This is a genomic window from Bradyrhizobium sp. C-145, from assembly GCF_023375135.1.
Taxonomy (GTDB): Bacteria; Pseudomonadota; Alphaproteobacteria; order Rhizobiales; family Xanthobacteraceae; genus Bradyrhizobium; species Bradyrhizobium zhanjiangense.
Genome location: NZ_CP088150.1, coordinates 3,763,771 through 3,780,026, shown reverse-complemented (window position 1 = coordinate 3,780,026; position 16,256 = coordinate 3,763,771). Strand labels below are relative to the sequence as shown.

Annotated in this window: 18 protein-coding genes; 6 read left to right on the top strand and 12 right to left on the bottom strand. The window is 65.4% G+C overall.

Annotated features, from left to right (window positions below; translation table 11 throughout):
• Positions 1–116: 116 nt before the first annotated feature.
• From LRP30_RS17410 to dapA, 7 genes are read right to left on the bottom strand one after another with little or no spacing between them, the layout of a single operon-like run.
• Positions 117–419: a DUF4286 family protein gene (locus LRP30_RS17410; protein WP_249761161.1), complete on the bottom strand. Its 303-nt coding sequence runs from the start codon at positions 417–419 to the stop codon at positions 117–119.
• Between the two features lie 16 nt (positions 420–435).
• On the bottom strand, positions 436–1,386 hold the full coding sequence (locus LRP30_RS17405; RefSeq protein WP_249761160.1) for a dihydrodipicolinate synthase family protein: 951 nt from the start codon (positions 1,384–1,386) through the stop codon (positions 436–438).
• Positions 1,383–1,814, bottom strand: coding sequence for a MaoC/PaaZ C-terminal domain-containing protein (locus LRP30_RS17400; RefSeq protein ID WP_128934534.1), 432 nt, complete (start codon positions 1,812–1,814; stop codon positions 1,383–1,385). The genes LRP30_RS17405 and LRP30_RS17400 overlap by 4 nt, the downstream gene beginning before the upstream one ends.
• A 3-nt stretch (positions 1,815–1,817) precedes the next feature.
• Positions 1,818–2,225, bottom strand: coding sequence for a MaoC/PaaZ C-terminal domain-containing protein (locus tag LRP30_RS17395; protein ID WP_249761159.1), 408 nt, complete (start codon positions 2,223–2,225; stop codon positions 1,818–1,820).
• Positions 2,226–2,236: 11 nt separating this feature from the next.
• Positions 2,237–3,400, bottom strand: coding sequence for an acyl-CoA dehydrogenase family protein (locus tag LRP30_RS17390; RefSeq protein ID WP_249761158.1), 1,164 nt, complete (start codon positions 3,398–3,400; stop codon positions 2,237–2,239).
• The gene (locus tag LRP30_RS17385; protein WP_249761157.1) at positions 3,397–4,587 is read right to left on the bottom strand and encodes a CoA transferase; all 1,191 of its coding nucleotides are present in this window, start codon (positions 4,585–4,587) and stop codon (positions 3,397–3,399) included. Before LRP30_RS17385 ends, LRP30_RS17390 begins: the two co-directional genes overlap by 4 nt.
• Before the next feature lie 16 nt (positions 4,588–4,603).
• Positions 4,604–5,512: a 4-hydroxy-tetrahydrodipicolinate synthase gene (gene dapA / locus LRP30_RS17380; protein WP_249761779.1), complete on the bottom strand. Its 909-nt coding sequence runs from the start codon at positions 5,510–5,512 to the stop codon at positions 4,604–4,606.
• Between the two features lie 184 nt (positions 5,513–5,696).
• On the opposite strand from dapA, the gene LRP30_RS17375 reads away from it, so the two are divergent.
• The 6 genes from LRP30_RS17375 to LRP30_RS17350 all read left to right on the top strand — a co-directional run bounded on the left by LRP30_RS17375 (position 5,697) and on the right by LRP30_RS17350 (position 11,296).
• On the top strand, positions 5,697–6,782 hold the full coding sequence (locus tag LRP30_RS17375; RefSeq protein WP_249761156.1) for a LacI family DNA-binding transcriptional regulator: 1,086 nt from the start codon (positions 5,697–5,699) through the stop codon (positions 6,780–6,782).
• A gap of 3 nt (positions 6,783–6,785) precedes the next feature.
• Positions 6,786–7,154, top strand: a complete 369-nt coding sequence (locus LRP30_RS17370) for a hypothetical protein (RefSeq protein ID WP_249761155.1) — start codon at positions 6,786–6,788, stop codon at positions 7,152–7,154.
• 12 nt (positions 7,155–7,166) lie between these two features.
• The gene (locus LRP30_RS17365) at positions 7,167–8,309 is read left to right on the top strand and encodes an acyl-CoA dehydrogenase family protein (RefSeq protein WP_249761154.1); all 1,143 of its coding nucleotides are present in this window, start codon (positions 7,167–7,169) and stop codon (positions 8,307–8,309) included.
• 4 nt (positions 8,310–8,313) lie between these two features.
• A complete protein-coding gene (locus tag LRP30_RS17360) occupies positions 8,314–9,897 on the top strand; it encodes a CoA-transferase (protein WP_249761153.1) in 1,584 nt (527 codons plus the stop codon).
• A 9-nt stretch (positions 9,898–9,906) separates the two neighbouring features.
• On the top strand, positions 9,907–10,389 hold the full coding sequence (locus LRP30_RS17355) for a MaoC family dehydratase (RefSeq protein ID WP_249761152.1): 483 nt from the start codon (positions 9,907–9,909) through the stop codon (positions 10,387–10,389).
• Between the two features lie 70 nt (positions 10,390–10,459).
• Positions 10,460–11,296 carry a transporter substrate-binding domain-containing protein gene (locus LRP30_RS17350; RefSeq protein ID WP_249761151.1) on the top strand — a complete coding sequence of 279 codons (837 nt, stop codon included), beginning with the start codon at positions 10,460–10,462 and terminating at the stop codon, positions 11,294–11,296.
• A gap of 42 nt (positions 11,297–11,338) precedes the next feature.
• On the opposite strand, the gene hydA is transcribed toward LRP30_RS17350, so the two are convergent.
• The 5 genes from hydA to LRP30_RS17325 are packed head-to-tail and all read right to left on the bottom strand — an operon-like array spanning position 11,339 to position 16,116.
• Positions 11,339–12,748 (bottom strand): dihydropyrimidinase, encoded by a 1,410-nt coding sequence (gene hydA / locus LRP30_RS17345; protein ID WP_249761150.1) that lies wholly within the window; start codon positions 12,746–12,748, stop codon positions 11,339–11,341.
• An 11-nt stretch (positions 12,749–12,759) separates the two neighbouring features.
• Positions 12,760–13,491: an aspartate/glutamate racemase family protein gene (locus LRP30_RS17340; RefSeq protein ID WP_249761149.1), complete on the bottom strand. Its 732-nt coding sequence runs from the start codon at positions 13,489–13,491 to the stop codon at positions 12,760–12,762.
• A gap of 9 nt (positions 13,492–13,500) precedes the next feature.
• Entirely contained in the window at positions 13,501–14,277 is a 777-nt protein-coding gene (locus tag LRP30_RS17335) for an ABC transporter ATP-binding protein (RefSeq protein ID WP_249761148.1), read from the bottom strand.
• Positions 14,277–15,128 carry an ABC transporter permease gene (locus LRP30_RS17330; RefSeq protein ID WP_249761147.1) on the bottom strand — a complete coding sequence of 284 codons (852 nt, stop codon included), beginning with the start codon at positions 15,126–15,128 and terminating at the stop codon, positions 14,277–14,279. The genes LRP30_RS17335 and LRP30_RS17330 overlap by 1 nt, the downstream gene beginning before the upstream one ends.
• Positions 15,112–16,116 (bottom strand): ABC transporter substrate-binding protein, encoded by a 1,005-nt coding sequence (locus LRP30_RS17325; protein ID WP_249761146.1) that lies wholly within the window; start codon positions 16,114–16,116, stop codon positions 15,112–15,114. Before LRP30_RS17325 ends, LRP30_RS17330 begins: the two co-directional genes overlap by 17 nt.
• Between the last annotated feature and the right edge of the window lie 140 nt (positions 16,117–16,256).

The window sequence follows — 16,256 nt, the reverse complement described above, 5'->3', positions numbered from 1 at the left end:
CCTCCAGTAAGACGCCAATAACCGATGCAGTTCCCCGCCCGGGATTCCCCTCGACGTTTCTTGGATGCGGCCGGCCGGATCTCGCGACGCGGCAGGCAGCATCGTCTTCGATCTGCTCAAGCCGGTCCCGACATCGGCCTGAGCTGGATGCGCATGAAATTCTTCACCAGGGATTCGAACGGACCAAAACCCTTCACCTTCAGGAACTCCGGCGTCTCGAATGCCCATCGCCCCGCGACCTCGTACATGGCGGCGTATTTCGGCCCGTCGCCGACCGAGACGAAGCGCTTGGCCGAGAGCCAGCCGGGACAGGCGAGCAGATCAGGGAAATGCTTCTGCTCGTACCAAGCGTTGAACGCAGCCTCGTGCTCGGGATCGATGTCGACCCGCACGATGTGGATGAAGGCGTCGTCCAGCATCGGCTCGTTCCTCATGCTAAGTGCGGATGTCGCCGGCCGCGCGCGCCGCACCCACCGTCGTTGCAATGGCATCGCACAGCGCAGGCAGAACCGGCAGCAGCGGCGGCCGCGGATCGGCATTGCGGATCAGGCCGAGCGCCTTCAGCCCGACCTTCATGCGCGTGTGCATGTCCATGATCGGAGCAGGCCCGTAGATCGCGCGGACGATCGGATAGAGCCGCTCGTTGACGGCGCGCATCGCCTTGAGGTCGTCGGCGAGCGAGGCCTGCCACAGCGCCACGAACAGATGCGGCGCGAGGCTGACGAGGCCGGAGAGAATGCCGTCGCCGCCGACGGCGAGCTGCGGCAGGAACCAGTTGAAGTTCGACGGCAGGATCGCGACAGAGGGATCGGCCTGCTTCACCGCCCGCCGGTTCTCGTCATAGGCCAGCATGGTGTCGCTGCCCTCCTTGATGGCGATGACGCTGTCGAGCGCTGCGATCTTGGCCAAGGTCTCCGGCGAGTAGCCAAATCCCGATGCGAGCGGATATTGGAAGATCGACACGGGAATTCCGATCGCGGAGCCGACCGCCTGCACGAAAGCCGCCGGCGCGTGCGAGGTCGCCGAGGCTCCGCCGCCGAGCGGTGCGGGCGGGAACAACACGGCGCAATCGGCGCCGGCAGCTTCCGCGAGCTGGGCCTGATGGATCGCTTCCGCCGTGGAATGCGCGATGATGCCGGCCAATAGCGGCTTGCTGCCGATCTGCCGGCGTGTCCGCTCGATCACGGCCTGACGTTCGTCGTCCGAGAGCGACCCGCCCTCGCCGGCATGTCCATTGACGAACACCGCCGCGATGCCGTCCGGGCAGGCGCAATAGTCGAGCACGCGGGCATAGCCGTCCCAGTCGATCGAGCTGTCGTCCCTGAAGGGCAGCACGGTCGCGACCGTGACGCCGCGCAAATCCGGCTTTTTCATCGCCTTGCTCATGACGGTTTTCGCCGCGGAAATTTCAGGCTCGCGCGCGCCTTCAGCACTTCGAGGCCGCCCTCGTTGCGCGCGCTCGCCTCCCAGATGATGGTGCGAGTCTCGTCGTGCTGCTCGGCGATCCAGACGTCGAAGGTGAGCGTGTCGCCGTAGAACACGGGACCGGTGAACCAGAAGCGGTCCTCCACCGACACGCCGATGGTGCCGACCAGCTCGCTGGTGAGGATGCTGGTGCAGAGGCCCGCGACCATGATCCCCGGCGCCAGCCTGCGGCCAAAGCGCGTCGCGCCAGCATAGACCTCGTCGACATGAACGGGGCCGAAATCGCCTGTCGCAGCGATATAGAGCGCGCCATCGGCCTCTGTGATGGTCTTGCTCAGGCTGACCCTGTCATTCACCCTGAGATCGTCGAAGGACTTTGGCTCGTACATGGCTCAGGCCTTGGCAAAGGGAACCAGCGTCGCGGTGCCGTCCACCACGGTCGCGCCTGAGGGCGACAGCGTGCAGGTGACGCGACAGGTCGCATCGTCGCCGTCAACCGAAACGATCTCGGCCCGGGCCTCGACGGACTCGCCGACGATCACGGGCGCAGCGAAATTCAGCGCGATGCTGCCGATCCGCCGTGTCGGCCCACCGAGCTGGCTGAGGCAGGTGGTGGCCAGACCGCCGACCGCGAGCTCGAATGCCACCATGTTAGAGGCGCCCGCCTTTTTGGCGCGGACGGCATCGACATAGAGACCGCCGAGATTGCCACTGATGCCGGTGAACATTGCCTGCTCGGCCACCGTCATGGTCTTGCGGAAGGCAAAGGCGGCGCCAGGCTTGAGAGGTGCGTGGGACATCGATCGCTTCCCTAGAGGTGCAGGCCGTTCTTGATGGTGCTGCGCGCAACCAGCATGCGGTGGATCTCGGAGGTGCCGTCATAGATGCGGGTGACGCGAGCGTCGCGATACATCCGCTCCAGCGGCAAATCCTTGCTGAAACCCATGCCGCCGAACACCTGGATGGCGCGGTCGACCACGCGGCCCTGCATCTCGGAGGCCGCGACCTTGATCATCGAGACCTTGTCGCGCGCATCCCTGCCCTGATCGATGTCCCAGGCGGCGTTCATCACCATCATCTTCACACCAAAAATCTCGGTGGCGGAATCGGCGATCAGCTTCTGCACCATCTGGAAGTCGCCGATCAGCTGGCCGAACTGGCGCCGCTCGCCGGCATGCCTGCGCATCATCTCCAGCGCGCGCTGCGCCATGCCGACGGCACGCGCGCCGATATGGGCGAGGCGGATCTGCAGCACGCTCTGCATGATCAGCTTGAAGCCGCCGCCGACCTCGCCGAGCACCGCGTCCTTAGGAATGCGGCAGTCCTCAAAACTCAGCTCGGCATGGCCATAGCCGCGATGGCCCATCATCGGCTGGGTGCGCGCGACCTTGAAACCCGGCGTGCCGCGGTCGACCAGGAACAGCGTGATGCCGCCGCGGGCACGTTTTTCCTTGTCCGTCAGTGCCATCAGGATCACGTAATCGGCGATGTCGCCGTCGCTGATGAAATGCTTGGTGCCGTTCAGCACCCATTCGTCGCCGTCGAGATGCGCCGTCGTGCTGATCGACGCCGCGTCGGAACCGGCGCCCGGCTCGGTGATCGCCATGGCGCAGATCTTGTCGCCCTTCACCGTCGGCAGCAGATAGCGCTCGACCTGGTCGCCCTTGCAGGCCATCAGCATCGGATAGACCTGGCCAAACACGCGGCGGATCAGCGCATCGGAGGTCTTGCCGAACTCTTCTTCGACCAGGCAATGCTCGACGCAGGACAGCCCGCCGCCGCCGACATCCGCCGGCATGTTCATGGCGTAAAGGCCGAGCTTCTTTGCCTTGGCCTTGGTGACCGCAAGCGCGTCGGCCGGCACCTTGGCAGTCAGCTCCACCTCTTCTTCGAGCGGCTGCACCTCCGTCTCGACGAAACGGCGGACGGTATCGACCAGCAGGCGCGTCTCCTCAGGGAGTGAAAAATCGATCATCGTGCAACTCCGAGGGCTTTGCCCGCGACCATCGCGTCTATCTCCGTGGCGCCGTAACCGATCTCGCCGAGCACCTCCCGCGTCTGCGCACCGAGCCGCTGCGGCACCAGCCGCACCTCCGGCGTCCGGCCGTCATAGCGTGCGGGATGCGCGACCATGCGGATCGACGCGCCTCCTGCGCTCTCGGCGCTCTTGAACACGCCGAGATGGTTGAGCTGGGGATCGCTTTCGAGGTCGCGATAATCCTGCACCGGCGCGTGCCAGATGCGCGCGGCTTCAAGCGAGGGCAACCAATCGGCCGTCGACTTCTGTTTCAGCCGAGCTGCAACGATCCGCGTGATCTCTTCGCGCTTCGAAAAACTGTCGGTGTCGCAGAACTGCTTCAGCTCCTCGCTGTCGAGCGCGACGCCCAGAGCCTTAGGCGTGGCCATGGAGATCGCGAGATGGCCGTCGGCCGTCGCGTGAATGCCGTAAGGCCCGGGGCTGAACCAGGCCGCGATGCCAGCCGGACCGCGCGGCGTCGGCGACGGCGCGCCGTTCAGCCAGGCGGTCAGCGGCTCGACCTGGAGATCGAGTGCGGCCTGATAGAGGTTGACCTCGACGAGCTGCCCCTTGCCGGTCTTCGTCCGGGCGAACAGCGCCGCTAGAATGCTCATGGCATAGAGCGAGGCGGCGTGCTGATCGACGATGACGGCGCCGACTGCCGTCGGCTCGCCGTCGGCGCGTCCGGTCCGCATGGCAAGACCCGACATCGCCTGGAGCAGAAGATCCTGGCCGGGGCGATCCTTGTACGGCCCCTCCGATCCGAAGCCGGTTGCCACCGCATAGATCAGGCCGGGGTTGATCGCCTTGAGCGTGTCGTAACCGAGACCGAGCTTGGCCATGGTGCCGGGACGGAAATTCTCCATCACGACGTCGGCGGTCGCGACCAGCTTCTTCACCGCGGCAATGCCGTCGGGATGCTTGAGATCGACCGCGAGGCTTCGCTTGTTGCGGCCGGTCGCCAGATGATTGACGCTGTCACCCGCAACGAAATGATTGGCGACCGCCCAGTTGCGCTGAAACGCGCCCTCGATCGGTTCGACCGCGATGACGTCGGCGCCGAGATCGGCGAGCGTCTGCGCAGCCAGCGGCCCCGCGAGATAGTGATTGAAGCTGAGGATCTTGACGCCGTCGAGCAGGTTCATCCGTTCATACCTCAGTTCAAGCAGCCGCAATTGGCGCGCCGCGCCACACGAGATCGAATGTCTTGACCAGGGCACGTGCGGCCGCGTCCTGCGCGGCTGGCAGCGGCAGCCGCGGCGGGCGCGGATTGCCGGCTGCAAAGCCCATATGGCCGAGCAGCGCCTTGCTGCCGGCGACGTAGGCCTGGCCGCCGACGAATTCGATCACCGGCAGGTATTTGAGATAGAGCTCGCGCGCTTCCTTGATCGCGCCGTGGTCGGCGACGAGGCTGAAGATGCGGGCCATTTCCGCAGGGACCACGTTGGAGGCCACGGCCACCCAGCCCTGCGCGCCCTCGACAAAGGATTCGAAGCCAAGGATGCCGCCGAACACGGTCATCTTGTCACCGCAGAGGCGGATGATGTCGCGCACGCGCGTCACCTCCAGCGTCGACTCCTTGATATAGAGACAGCTGTCGATCTCGGCGATGCGCGCCACGAGCTGCGGCTTGAGGTCGACATTGGCGGTTGCCGGATTGTTGTAGACCATGATCGGCAGCGCGATCGCATCGGCCACCGTCTTGTAGTGATGGACGAGCTCGTCGTCGGTCGGCGTCGAATAGAACGGCGGGATGATCATCACGCCGTCAGCGCCCACTTTTTCGGCACGGCGACTGAGGCGAACCACCTCACGCGTATCCTCCGCGCCGGTGCCGATCAGCACGGGGACGCGCCCCGCGGCCTGCCGAATGACGACCTCGGCAACCAGCGCCTTCTCGTCATCGTCCATGGACAGGAACTCGCCGGTCGAGCCGAGCGGGATCAACCCGTGAATGCCCTCCGCGATCTGCCAGTCGACGAAGGCGCGCAAGGCCGCGACATCGACCTCGCCCGCTGCCGTGAACGGGGTGATCATGACGGTGTAGGTGCCGCGGAACGTCTTCATCAGGAAACTGCCGGGTGCAAGGGTGAGTTCAGGTGCTGGATGCCGCCTGCGGAATATCCGCACGCCCTATGCAATCGTTTGCATAAATGGCTCTGCATTGGGCAACACCATCCACTTTTTGAGCTTGATCCGCGTAGAATAAGCTCATAGCGTTTCTGCAATCGTTTGCAGTCTATCGGCAGGTTGGATGAGCGTCACGCTCAAAGATGTGGCACAGGCGGCCCGCGTTTCAGTCAGCACTGCTTCCCGAGCGCTGACGGGAACCGGCCTGACCAGCGAACGCACGCAGCAGCGCCTGCTGCGCATCGCGCGCGAGCTCGGCTATCGGCCGAACCCGATCGCGCGTGGATTGAAAACCGGGCAGTCGCGACTCGTGGCGCTTCTCGTCCACAATCTCACCAACGCCTCGTTTCAAGTGATGGCCGAAGTGGTGCAGGCGCGCCTGAAGGCGCTGGGTTATCAGATGCTTCTGTGCATCGGCGGCGACGATCCGCAGCAGGAGAGCGATACCCTCACCACGCTGGTCGATCACCGCATCGACGGGCTGATCGTGGTGCCCACCGGCAAGAACGGCGCGCAGCTCAAGGCACTCTCCAAGGACGTGCCCATCGTCTGCCTGGTGCGGCGCGATGACGCGACCGATCTCGAGACCGTGCTCGCCGACGATCCGCAAGGCGCTTATCTGGGCACACGCCATCTGATCGAGCTCGGGCACAAGCGCATCGGGCTGATCGTCGGCCGCCAGGACACGACGTCGGGCCGCGAACGGTTGTCCGGCTATGTCCGCGCGCTGCGCGAGGCGGGTATCCCCAGGGACGACACATTGATTCATGCCGGCCACTACGTGCCCGAGACCGGCGCGACCTGTGCCCGCAAGCTGCTCGACCTTCCCCGCCCGCCCAGCGCGATCTTCGTCGCCAACCATGAAGCGACGCTCGGCGTGCTGCGCGTGACGGCGGAGCGGAACATCGCGATCCCCGACGACCTCTCGCTGCTCTGCTACGAGGACATGCCCTGGTTCGAATGGCATCGCCCGGCCATCAGCATCGTCGACAACGGCGCGCGGGATCTTGCCAATCTCGCCGTCGACCGGCTGCTGCATCGCATGGATGCGAAGGGAAATGGCAATGACGGCGTCCGCGAATATCGGGTCGGCGCGCGCCTGGTGCAGCGCGACTCCTGCCGCCGGATCGGCGCCCCGGCCCCTGCGAAATCCGGCAGGTCCAAATCGTCTTCATCCAAATCATCTGCGGCCAAATCCGCGAAGGTCTGATCGATGCCCTATGTTGAAGTGCTCGCCCCGCAAGCTCCATCCCAGCGCAAGGCCGCGCTGGCGCAGTCCGTGACCGACGGCCTGATATCGGCGTTCGGCGTCACCGCTGATACGGTCACGCTCTATTTCCTGCCCATTGCGGCGGATGATTACGCCCACGCCGGCACGTTCGGCGCGCAGGCCACTGGCCAGCGCATCCTGCTCAAGGTCCACGCCTTCCGCCGCAGCGAGGCCGAGCGTCGCGCAGCCGCCATCGCGCTGACCCGCGGCGTGTGCAGTGCCTATGGCGTGCCGGGCGACGACGTCGCGGTCTATTTCCTCGACCGCGACCGCAGCGAGGTCTCCCACGATTCCAAGCTCGCCAGCGACTGACCGGAGCACGCCATGGACCGCTTCTACAGCCAAGACCAGAAGGCTCTCCGCGACACAGCCCGCCGCTTCGCCGAAGCGGAGATCCTGCCCCGCGCCGCCGCGATCGACCGCGAGGACCGCTTCGACCGCGCGCTCTACAAGGGCATGGCCGATCTCGGCCTGTTCGGCATCTGCCTGCGTGAAGGCGCCGGCGGCGCCGGGCTCGATGCAGTGGCAGCCTGCATTGCGATGGAGGAGCTGGCGCGCTGCTCCGGCGCGGTCGCCAACGCCTTCGCGATCCCGGTCGAGGCCGTGTTGTTCTTCGACCATCACGGCATCGACGCGCACAGGGCGCTGATCCCGCAAATTCTTAGCGGCGACATCATTCCGGCCACCGCCGTCTCCGAGCCCGACCACGGCTCCGACGTCGCGGGCATCCGCACCAACGCGGTGCGCGAAGGCAATGGCTGGCGGCTCAACGGCACCAAGGCCTGGGTGACGCTCGGCGGCGTCGCCGACCGCATCATGGTGTTCGCGCGCACCGGCGCAGATGCGGGCCATCGCGCCATCTCCTGTCTTCTCGTGGACGGCGCCCTGCCCGGCATCGCCCGCGGCAAGAACGAGGAGTTGCTCGGCATGCACGGCCTCGACGACTGCCAGATCACCTTCTCCGACGTGCGCCTGCCCACCGACAGCGTAATGGGGCCGGAGAACCAGGCCTTCAAGATGGCCATGAGCAATTTCAACTTCAGCCGGCTGATGATGGCCTCGATGGCGCTCGGCATGGCGCAGGCTGCGTTCGAGGACGCGACCGCCTATGCAAAGGACCGCAAGCAGTTCGGCCAGTCCATCATCGGCTTCCAGGCGGTGCAGTTCATGCTCGCGGATATGTCGACCGACATCGCCGCTGCGCGCCTCCTGATCCACCACGCCGCGCGCCTGCACGATGCCGGCGAGCCGATCGCCAAGGAGGCGGCGCAGGCAAAGCTGTTCACGACCGACATGGCGATGAAGCACGTCTCCAACGCGCTGCAGATCCACGGCGGCAACGGTTATTCGCGCGAATACCGCATCGAGCGCATCTTCCGCGACGTGCGCCTCGCCCAGATCTACGAGGGCACCAACCAGATCCAGCGGCTGATCATCGCCCGCCAGGTCGAGAAGGAGGCCGCGTGAGGGCATGCTGAGCATCATCACGGCGAAAGAAGCCGCGGGCCTAATCCGCGACACCGACACGCTGATCGTCGGCGGCAATGGCGGCACGGGCGCGGCCGAAGCTATTCTCGACGCGCTGGAGCAGCGCTTTCTCGGCGGCCAGGGCCCACACGATCTGACGCTGATCAACATCACCGGCGTCGGCGCCGTCTCCGAGAAGGGCCTCTGCCATCTCGCCCATGAAGGCCTGATCGCGCGCGTGATCGGCGGGAATTTCGGCCTGCAGGTGCCGTTCATGCGCCTCGTCCGCGACGAGCTGATCGACGCCTACAATTTCCCGCAAGGCGTGATGAGCCAGCTCTGCCGCGCCATGGCGGCGAAACATCCCGGCGTGCTCACCCATGTCGGCCTCAACACCTACATGGACCCGCGGCAGGACGGCGGGCGCATGAACAAGCGCACCACCGCGCCGCTGGTCGATTTGCTCGAGCTGCACGGCCAGTCCTGGCTGCTCTACCGCGTGCCCGCCCCGCCCGATGTCGCCATCATCCGCGGCACCTCGGCCGACGAGGACGGCTATATCAGCATGGAGCACGAAGGCACGACGCGCGAGGATCTCTCGATCGCACAGGCCGTGCACAATGCCGGCGGCACCGTGATCTGCCAGGTCAAGCGCATCGTGAAGCGCGGCTCGATCCATCCGCAGATGGTGAAGATCCCGGGCTTCCTGATCGACCACGTCGTGCTCGAGCCCGAGCAGATGCAGACCTACGGCACGGCCTACGATCCGGCTCGCTGTGGCGAGACGCGCGTGCCGGTGGCGATGATCACGCCCGATCCGCTGACCGAGCGTCGCGTCATCGCTCGCCGCGCCGCCTTCGAATTGCGCCCGCGCGACGTCGTCAATCTCGGCGTCGGCATCTCCGCGATGATCCCCAATGTCGCGGCCGAGGAAGGCATCTCCGACCTAATCACGCTGACGGTGGAATCCGGCGTCGTCGGCGGCGTGCCCGGCCACGCCCGCGAGTTCGGCACCGCCATCAATCCGCGTGTCATTCTCGACCAGGCCTATCAGTTCGACTTCTACGACGGCGGCGGCCTCTCCTGCGCCTTCCTCTCCTTCGCGGAGGTGGACGAAGCCGGCAACGTCAACGTCACCCGCTTCGGCGAACGCCGCGACGGCTCCGGCGGCTTCATCGACATCACCCAGAACGCCAAGCGGCTGATCTTCAGCGGCACCATGACCGGCGGCAAGTTCGACATCGGCGTCGAGAACGGCCGCCTCGCGATCCGGCGGGACGGTGCCTTCCGCAAATTCGTGCCGCAAGTGGGCCAGATCAGCTTCAGCGCCTCTCTCGCTGCGCAGCGCGGCCAGCATGTCAGCTACGTCACCGAGCGCGCCGTGTTCGAGCTGGAGAACGGACACGTGACGTTGACCGAGATCGCGCCGGGCGTTCGCCTCGAGGAGGACATCCTCGCCCATATGGGTTTCAAGCCGCACATCAGCCCGCATTTGAAGGACATGGACCCGCGCATCTTCCGCTCCGGGCCGATGGGGATCGCGCAAACCTTCAATGCCCTGCCGGCGCGGCCACGCAAGGTTGCCTGAGGGATCAGCATGAACGCCAGCGGCCCGATCAATCTCCGTTACGAAGATATCGCGCTCGGCGCGGAGTTCGAGACCGCCGTGCACACCGTGACGGAAGCCGACATCGCGACCTTCGCCGACGTCACGCGCGACCATCATCCGCTCCATGTCGATGGCGCCTACGCGCGCTCCCGCGGCTTTCCCGCGGTGATCGGCCACGGGCTGTACGGCCTGTCGCTGATGGAGGGGCTGAAGTCGGAGCTCAAGCTATATGAAGAGACCTCGGTCGCCTCGCTCGGCTGGGACGAGGTGAAGTTCAGGGGGCCCATCGCCGCCGGCGACACCTTGCGCGTGCGCTTTCGTTTCGTCGAGAAGCGGCCGACCAAGAACCCCGCGCGCGGCATCGTCGTCGAGACGCTCGACCTCCTCAACCAGCGCGACGAGGTGGTGACCGCGGCGCGCCACATCTCGCTGATCCTGACCCGGCGAGCTGATGCTGCGGCGGCCACATGACGAGACAATGAAGAAGACGCGGACCGGAGAACGGCTCCTCTGCCACCCAAGATTTGATCGGAGTATTCAGATGCGATTTCCCAAAACCTTCTCCGTCCTCGTCCTTCTGGTCGGCCTGACGCAGGCGGCCGGCGCCCAGACCTGCACGCCGAAAGTGCCGGCGTCGAGCCTGATCGAGGCGCCGAAATGGCAGATGTCGATCAACCCGACGCTGCCGCCGCAGCAATTCGTCGACGACAAGGGTGAGTTGCAGGGCCTCAATGTCGAGCTCGCCCGCGAGATCGCCAAGCGCATCTGCGTCGAGGCAGTATTCCTGCGCATGGATTTCCCGCCGATGATCCCGGCGCTGCGCTCGGGGCGTTTCGATGCCATCAACACCGGCCTGTTCTGGACCGAGGAGCGCTCCAAGATGCTCTACCTCGTGCCTTACGCGCAGCAGGCGATCAGCATCTACACCGATCCCTCCTCCAGCCTGAAGCTCGAAAAATTCGAGGATCTCGCCGGCCGCGTGGTGGGCGTGGAATCGGCGACCTACACCGAGCGCAAGGCGCGCGAGTTCAGCACCGCGATGGAGGCCAAGGGCCTCAAGCCGATCGAGCTGCGCACCTTCACCACCGTCACCGCGACCTCGGCGGCTCTGCGCGCCGGCCAGCTCGAGGCCGCGCTGAACATCAACGAGACCGCCAACTCGCTCGAGCAGAAGGGCATCGCCAAGATCTGGGTCCGCGACATCGCCGGCACCGACATCACCTTCGCCTTCCGCGACAAGCAGCTCGCCCAGGCGGCCGCCGATGCGCTCACCGCGATCCGCGCCGACGGCACCTACGACAAGCTGTTCGACAAATTCGGCATGACCAAGCTGAAGGCCACCACGTTCGCGATCCGCGGCGATGGTCCGACAAATTGACGGCAGGCACTGTTACGACACGCCACTTGGCGGCGTGTCGAATCAGATCAGGCTCGACCTGCCCCGGCTCAGCACTTCGCCTGCGCCCTTGGCTCCGACGATCCGTCCCTGGTCACAGACCACCCGGCCGCGGGCGATTGTGGTCACCGGCCATCCCGTGACGTCGAACCCTTCCCATGGCGTGTAGTCTGAGCCGTGATGCAGATCGTCCTGCCGGATGGGCTTCTTCAAATTGGGGTCCCACAGCACGATATCGGCATCAAAGCCGACGCCGATCGAGCCCTTGCGCGGATAGAGGCCGTAGATGCGGGCGTGGTTGGTCGCGGTCAGTTCGACGAACTTCTGCAGCGTGATGCGTCCCTTCGAGACGCCCTCGGAGAACAGTATCGGCAGCCGCGTCTCGACGCCGGGGATGCCGTTCGGCACCCAGCGGAACGAGGTGCGGGCGTTCGGCGTCAGCTTGCCCTTGGGATCGTCGTAGCGGAACGGGCAATGATCGGACGAGAACGTCTGGAACACGCCGGTCGTGATTCCTTCCCAGATCGCCTGCTGGCTTTCGACATCACGGGGCGGCGGCGAGCAGACATACTTCGCACCAGTGATGTCCATGTTCAGGCCCTTCATATCGTCGGCCGTGAGCGTGATGTATTGCGGGCAGGTCTCCGCATGCACGGGTAACCCGCGCTGTTGCGCCCAGCGCACCTGCTCCATCGCCTCGCGTCCGGAGACGTGAACGATCATGATGGGCACGCCGACTATCTCGGCGTGACTGATGGCGCGATGCGTCGCCTCGCGCTCGACAGCCTGCGGACGTGACACTCCATGATAATAGGGCGCGATCTGGCCGTCGCGTTCCAGCTTCGCGGTGAGGAAGCGGATGGCGTCGTAGCCCTCGCAATGGACCATGACCAGAGCTTTCTCGCGACGCGCCACATCGAACACCTCGAGCAGCTGCTTGTCGCTAAGCACGAGATCGTCATAGGTCATGAACACCTTGAACGAGGTGTAGCCGTCCTTGACGAGGGCCGGCAGCTCCTGGCCGAGCACGACGGCTGTCGGATCAGAGATGATCAGGTGAAACGCCGTGTCTATGTAGCACTCGCCCGCGGCGAGCTTGCGGTAGTCCTCGACGCAGGCGCGCAGCGAGGTGCCCTTCTCCTGGAGCGCAAAGGGCAGCACCATGGTGTTGCCGCCGGCCGCAGCAGCGCGCGTCGCCGACGCAAAGTCGTCGGCCATCACCACGTCAGGTCCCGACGGCTGCGAAATGTGAACGTGGCTGTCGATGCCGCCCGGCAGCGCGAGCAGCCCCGTCGCATCGATCTCGCGTGCCGCGCCATCGACGTTGTCGGCAATGCTGACGATACGGCCGTCCCGAATGCCGATATCAGCGCGAAACTCGTCGCTGGCCGTCACGATGGTGCCGCCGCGGATGGCAAGATCGAGCTGCGTCACTGCCGTCTCCATCACCTGATGACTGGGGCTGTCCGGAAGATCCGGCCCCACTCTGAAAGGGTGTTGATATCGCCGCCGGCGAGGCTGAGGGTCCGCCATAGCGTCACTGCGACCGAGTCCAGCACGGCGATATCCAATTCCCGTTCGAGCGAGGCCGCAAGCCCCGCGCCGTCGAAATTGGTGCAGAGGATGACGACGGCATCGGCGCCCTCGGCAGCGACGGCGTGGATCATGCCGGCGATCACCCTCGGCTCGACCTCGCCAAAGGAAAAATTGTCGCGCAGGCCGAGATGCCGCTCCGTGTGCGGAGCGATGCCCGCCTCGGCCCAGACGTGTCCGATCCGGCGCTGCACGTCGTCCGTGTAAGGCGAGACCAAGCCGATGCGTCTGGCTTGCAGCGCGCGCGCCGCGTCGATGCAGGCCAACGTCGACGTCGTCGCCGGCACGCCTGTGCGCGCCTTGATCGCTTCACACAGGCTCATGTCACGCTGGATGCCCAGCCAGCTCGCGGACGTGCCGTTCCAGGCGATGGCGTCGACCTTGGCGTCGGCGAGCAGATCCGCCGCCGGCAGCATCACCGAGGCGTCGAACTGGCTGAGCGCCGCTGCGTCGAGCGCGATCTCGGTGACGCGGAAACGCGAGAAGTGCGCCGTGACGCCAGGGACGCCCGCCAGCATCGCACTGGTGATGGGCTCGAGCACCGAGTTGGACGACGGCGTGATCATGCCGAGACGCTTGCGCATGGCGGTACCTTACGACGCCTGCGCGAGGCGCGTCGACTCCTCCCGGATCAAAGCCAGGATGTGGCGCTTTGCGTCATTGAATTCGGGGCTGGTGATGTCGCGCGGACGCGGCAGGTCGAAATTGACGGCCTCGCGGATCCGGCCCGGCCGCTTGGTCATCACCACGATTTTGTTGCCGAGCACCAGCGCCTCGTCGACGCTGTGGGTGACGAACACGATCGTGCAGCGCCGTTTCTGCCAGATCGCGACCAGTTCCTCCTGCATTTCGAGCTTGGTCTGGGCGTCCAGCGCAGCGAACGGCTCGTCCATCAGGATGACGCTCGGGTTCATCAGCAGCGCACGGGCAATGCCGACGCGCTGGTTCATGCCGCCGGACATTTCGGAGGGATGATGGTGCTCGAAGCCGCGCAGGCCCACGAGATCGATGAACTCCATGGCGCGGTCGCGCCGTTCGGCCTTGGCGACGCCCTTGAGCTTGAGGTGGAAGGCGATGTTGTCGATCGCGGTCAGCCACGGCATCAGGGTCGGTTGCTGGAACACCACGCCGCGGTCCGAGCCGGGCCGCTCCACCTGCTTGCCGTCGACCAGCGTGCGGCCGCTTGTCGCCTGCTCGAAGCCGGCGATGATGTTCAGGAGTGTCGACTTGCCGCAGCCGGACGGACCAAGCAGGCAGACGAAATCATTGGCCCCGATGTCGAGATTGATGTTGTCCAGCGTCAACAGGTCGCGACCGCGCCGCTTGTCGGAAAACACCTTGACGATGTTGCGAAGCTCGATTGCCGCCATCAGCCCGCCCTGCCCTGCACGGTGGTGGTCTGCTGCCAGCGCAGCGTGCGCCCCATGATCGCCTTGAGGCCGAGATCGGAGAGATAGCCGAGCAGCCCGATCGAGATCATCGCCGCGAGCACGATGTCGTAGCGCAGGAAGTAATAGGAATCCCACAGCACGTAGCCGAGGCCGCTCTTCACCGCGACCATCTCGGCCGTCACCGTCAGCATCCAGGCCGAGCCGACCGCGATGCGCAGGCCGGCAAAGATCGACGGCAGCGCCGCCGGCAGCACGATGTCGGTCAGCATTTGGCGGCTATTGGCGCCCATCATCGCGCCAGCGCGGACGAGATTATGATCCACGGTCTTCACGCCGTGGATGCTGTTCATCAGGACGGGAAAGAAGGCGCCGAGGAAGACGAGGAAGATGGCCGGCTTGTCGGCGATGCCGAACCAGATGATAGCCAGCGGAATCCAGGATACCGGTGGGATCGGCCGCAACATCTGCAACGTCGGCTCCAGCGTCTTCTCGAACAGGCGGGACCAGCCGATCGCGACGCCGGCGAGAATGCCGAGCAGGCTTGCCAGCGCAAAGCCGCCGAACACGCGCAAGGCGCTGGCGAGCGCATCGCGCAGCCAGTGCCCGGAATAGGTCTGCGTGGTCTCATCGAAGCCAAACACCCAGTCGCCGAGCGCGTGCAGCACCGCGCTCGGCGCCGGCAGCAGCGCCGGCGGCAGCATGCCGCTGCGGGCAAAGGCCTCCCAACCCACGATCAGCAGCGCAGGCACGGCGAGGCGTTCGAGCCCCTGGAACGCCCGCGTCAGCCGAAACGCCGGCCTTGCGGGCGAGACGTCAGTAACCGAGGTCATTCTTGGTTTTTCCCGTCGCCTGCTCCAGGAACGAATAGTCCATATTCTTCTCCGCTTCCGCGGCGACGTCCTTCGAGATGTATTTGAGGTCGCGCATCATCGCGGCGATCGCCAGCGTCTGCGACCGATGGATCGCAGGATCGGGCGAGGCATTCTTCAGCGCCTCGGTCGCCACATTCTTGTCGAGGCCGGTGAGCTTGTTGATGACCTCGACCCACGGCGCCTTGTCGGCGATCAGCTTGTTGTCGAGCTCGACCACGGCGCTGACGACGCCCTGGACGCCGGCGCGCTGGCTCGCAATCACGTCGGACCGGGTGACGATCAGATTGGTCAGGTTGCCCGCAGCCTGCTCATACGGCAGCACGAAATGCTTGCCGGCGCCAGCGAGGCGGATCTGCGAGGCAAACGGCTCGACCGAGCAGATCATGTCGACCTCGCCGCGCTGGAGCGCCGCGAGGTGGTCGGACGGATTGGGAATGTTGATGAACTGGATGTCCTTGTTGGGATCGACACCCTGCTTGAGGAATGCGCCGCGCATGTGGATGTCCTGCGCATTGCCGCGGGACGCCGCGACCTTGAGCGGCTGACCGTCGCTCTTCGCCTTCGCGACGGTCGTCTTGAACGTGGCCCAGTCCTCAGGGGGAAGGTTCAGCTTGGCGGAGGAGAGACATTCCGAGCCGCCGTTGATCTGGCCGGAGACGGCGACGACGTCGAAGCCCTTGTCGAGCGCGGTGACGTAGTGGAGGTAGGTGACCTGCGCGACGTCGATGCTCTTCGACACCAGCGCGGTGAGCACGTCATTGCCCGAGTTGAAGCCGGTGGCCTCGACCTCGACGTTCTTGGCCAACCCGGGGACCAGCGACATCGGCAGGCAGTGCGCGCATTTGGCGTAGCCGAGCTTGATCTTCGGGACTTGCGCCGAGGCGATCTCGCTTCCGCCAAGCACCGCCGCCATCACCACGAGGCCCAGTCGCAAACTCGTCCGCATCGCTTACTCCGTTTCGAAGGCGCGCGGGATCTCGCGCGTCGGAAACGATCATCCGCCGCCCTTCGCCGCAGCGCAATCCGGTTTTTGCATGCTGCATACAATTTGCGCGCTATGCCATTGTTTTCAGCGAGATACGTCGA

Excerpts from the sequence above, each read along its gene's own strand:
- LRP30_RS17400 (WP_128934534.1), bottom strand. The coding sequence starts at position 1,814 with ATGTACGAGCCAAAGTCCTTCGACGATCTCAGGGTGAATGACAGGGTC.
- LRP30_RS17390 (WP_249761158.1), bottom strand. The coding sequence starts at position 3,400 with ATGATCGATTTTTCACTCCCTGAGGAGACGCGCCTGCTGGTCGATACC.
- LRP30_RS17325 (WP_249761146.1), bottom strand. The coding sequence starts at position 16,116 with ATGCGGACGAGTTTGCGACTGGGCCTCGTGGTGATGGCGGCGGTGCTT.
- LRP30_RS17340 (WP_249761149.1), bottom strand. The coding sequence starts at position 13,491 with ATGCGCAAGCGTCTCGGCATGATCACGCCGTCGTCCAACTCGGTGCTC.
- LRP30_RS17350 (WP_249761151.1), top strand. The coding sequence starts at position 10,460 with ATGCGATTTCCCAAAACCTTCTCCGTCCTCGTCCTTCTGGTCGGCCTG.
- LRP30_RS17355 (WP_249761152.1), top strand. The coding sequence starts at position 9,907 with ATGAACGCCAGCGGCCCGATCAATCTCCGTTACGAAGATATCGCGCTC.
- LRP30_RS17330 (WP_249761147.1), bottom strand. The coding sequence starts at position 15,128 with ATGACCTCGGTTACTGACGTCTCGCCCGCAAGGCCGGCGTTTCGGCTG.
- LRP30_RS17360 (WP_249761153.1), top strand. The coding sequence starts at position 8,314 with ATGCTGAGCATCATCACGGCGAAAGAAGCCGCGGGCCTAATCCGCGAC.
- LRP30_RS17405 (WP_249761160.1), bottom strand. The coding sequence starts at position 1,386 with ATGAGCAAGGCGATGAAAAAGCCGGATTTGCGCGGCGTCACGGTCGCG.
- LRP30_RS17410 (WP_249761161.1), bottom strand. The coding sequence starts at position 419 with ATGCTGGACGACGCCTTCATCCACATCGTGCGGGTCGACATCGATCCC.
- LRP30_RS17335 (WP_249761148.1), bottom strand. The coding sequence starts at position 14,277 with ATGGCGGCAATCGAGCTTCGCAACATCGTCAAGGTGTTTTCCGACAAG.
- LRP30_RS17395 (WP_249761159.1), bottom strand. The coding sequence starts at position 2,225 with ATGTCCCACGCACCTCTCAAGCCTGGCGCCGCCTTTGCCTTCCGCAAG.
- LRP30_RS17375 (WP_249761156.1), top strand. The coding sequence starts at position 5,697 with ATGAGCGTCACGCTCAAAGATGTGGCACAGGCGGCCCGCGTTTCAGTC.
- LRP30_RS17365 (WP_249761154.1), top strand. The coding sequence starts at position 7,167 with ATGGACCGCTTCTACAGCCAAGACCAGAAGGCTCTCCGCGACACAGCC.
- LRP30_RS17385 (WP_249761157.1), bottom strand. The coding sequence starts at position 4,587 with ATGAACCTGCTCGACGGCGTCAAGATCCTCAGCTTCAATCACTATCTC.
- LRP30_RS17370 (WP_249761155.1), top strand. The coding sequence starts at position 6,786 with ATGCCCTATGTTGAAGTGCTCGCCCCGCAAGCTCCATCCCAGCGCAAG.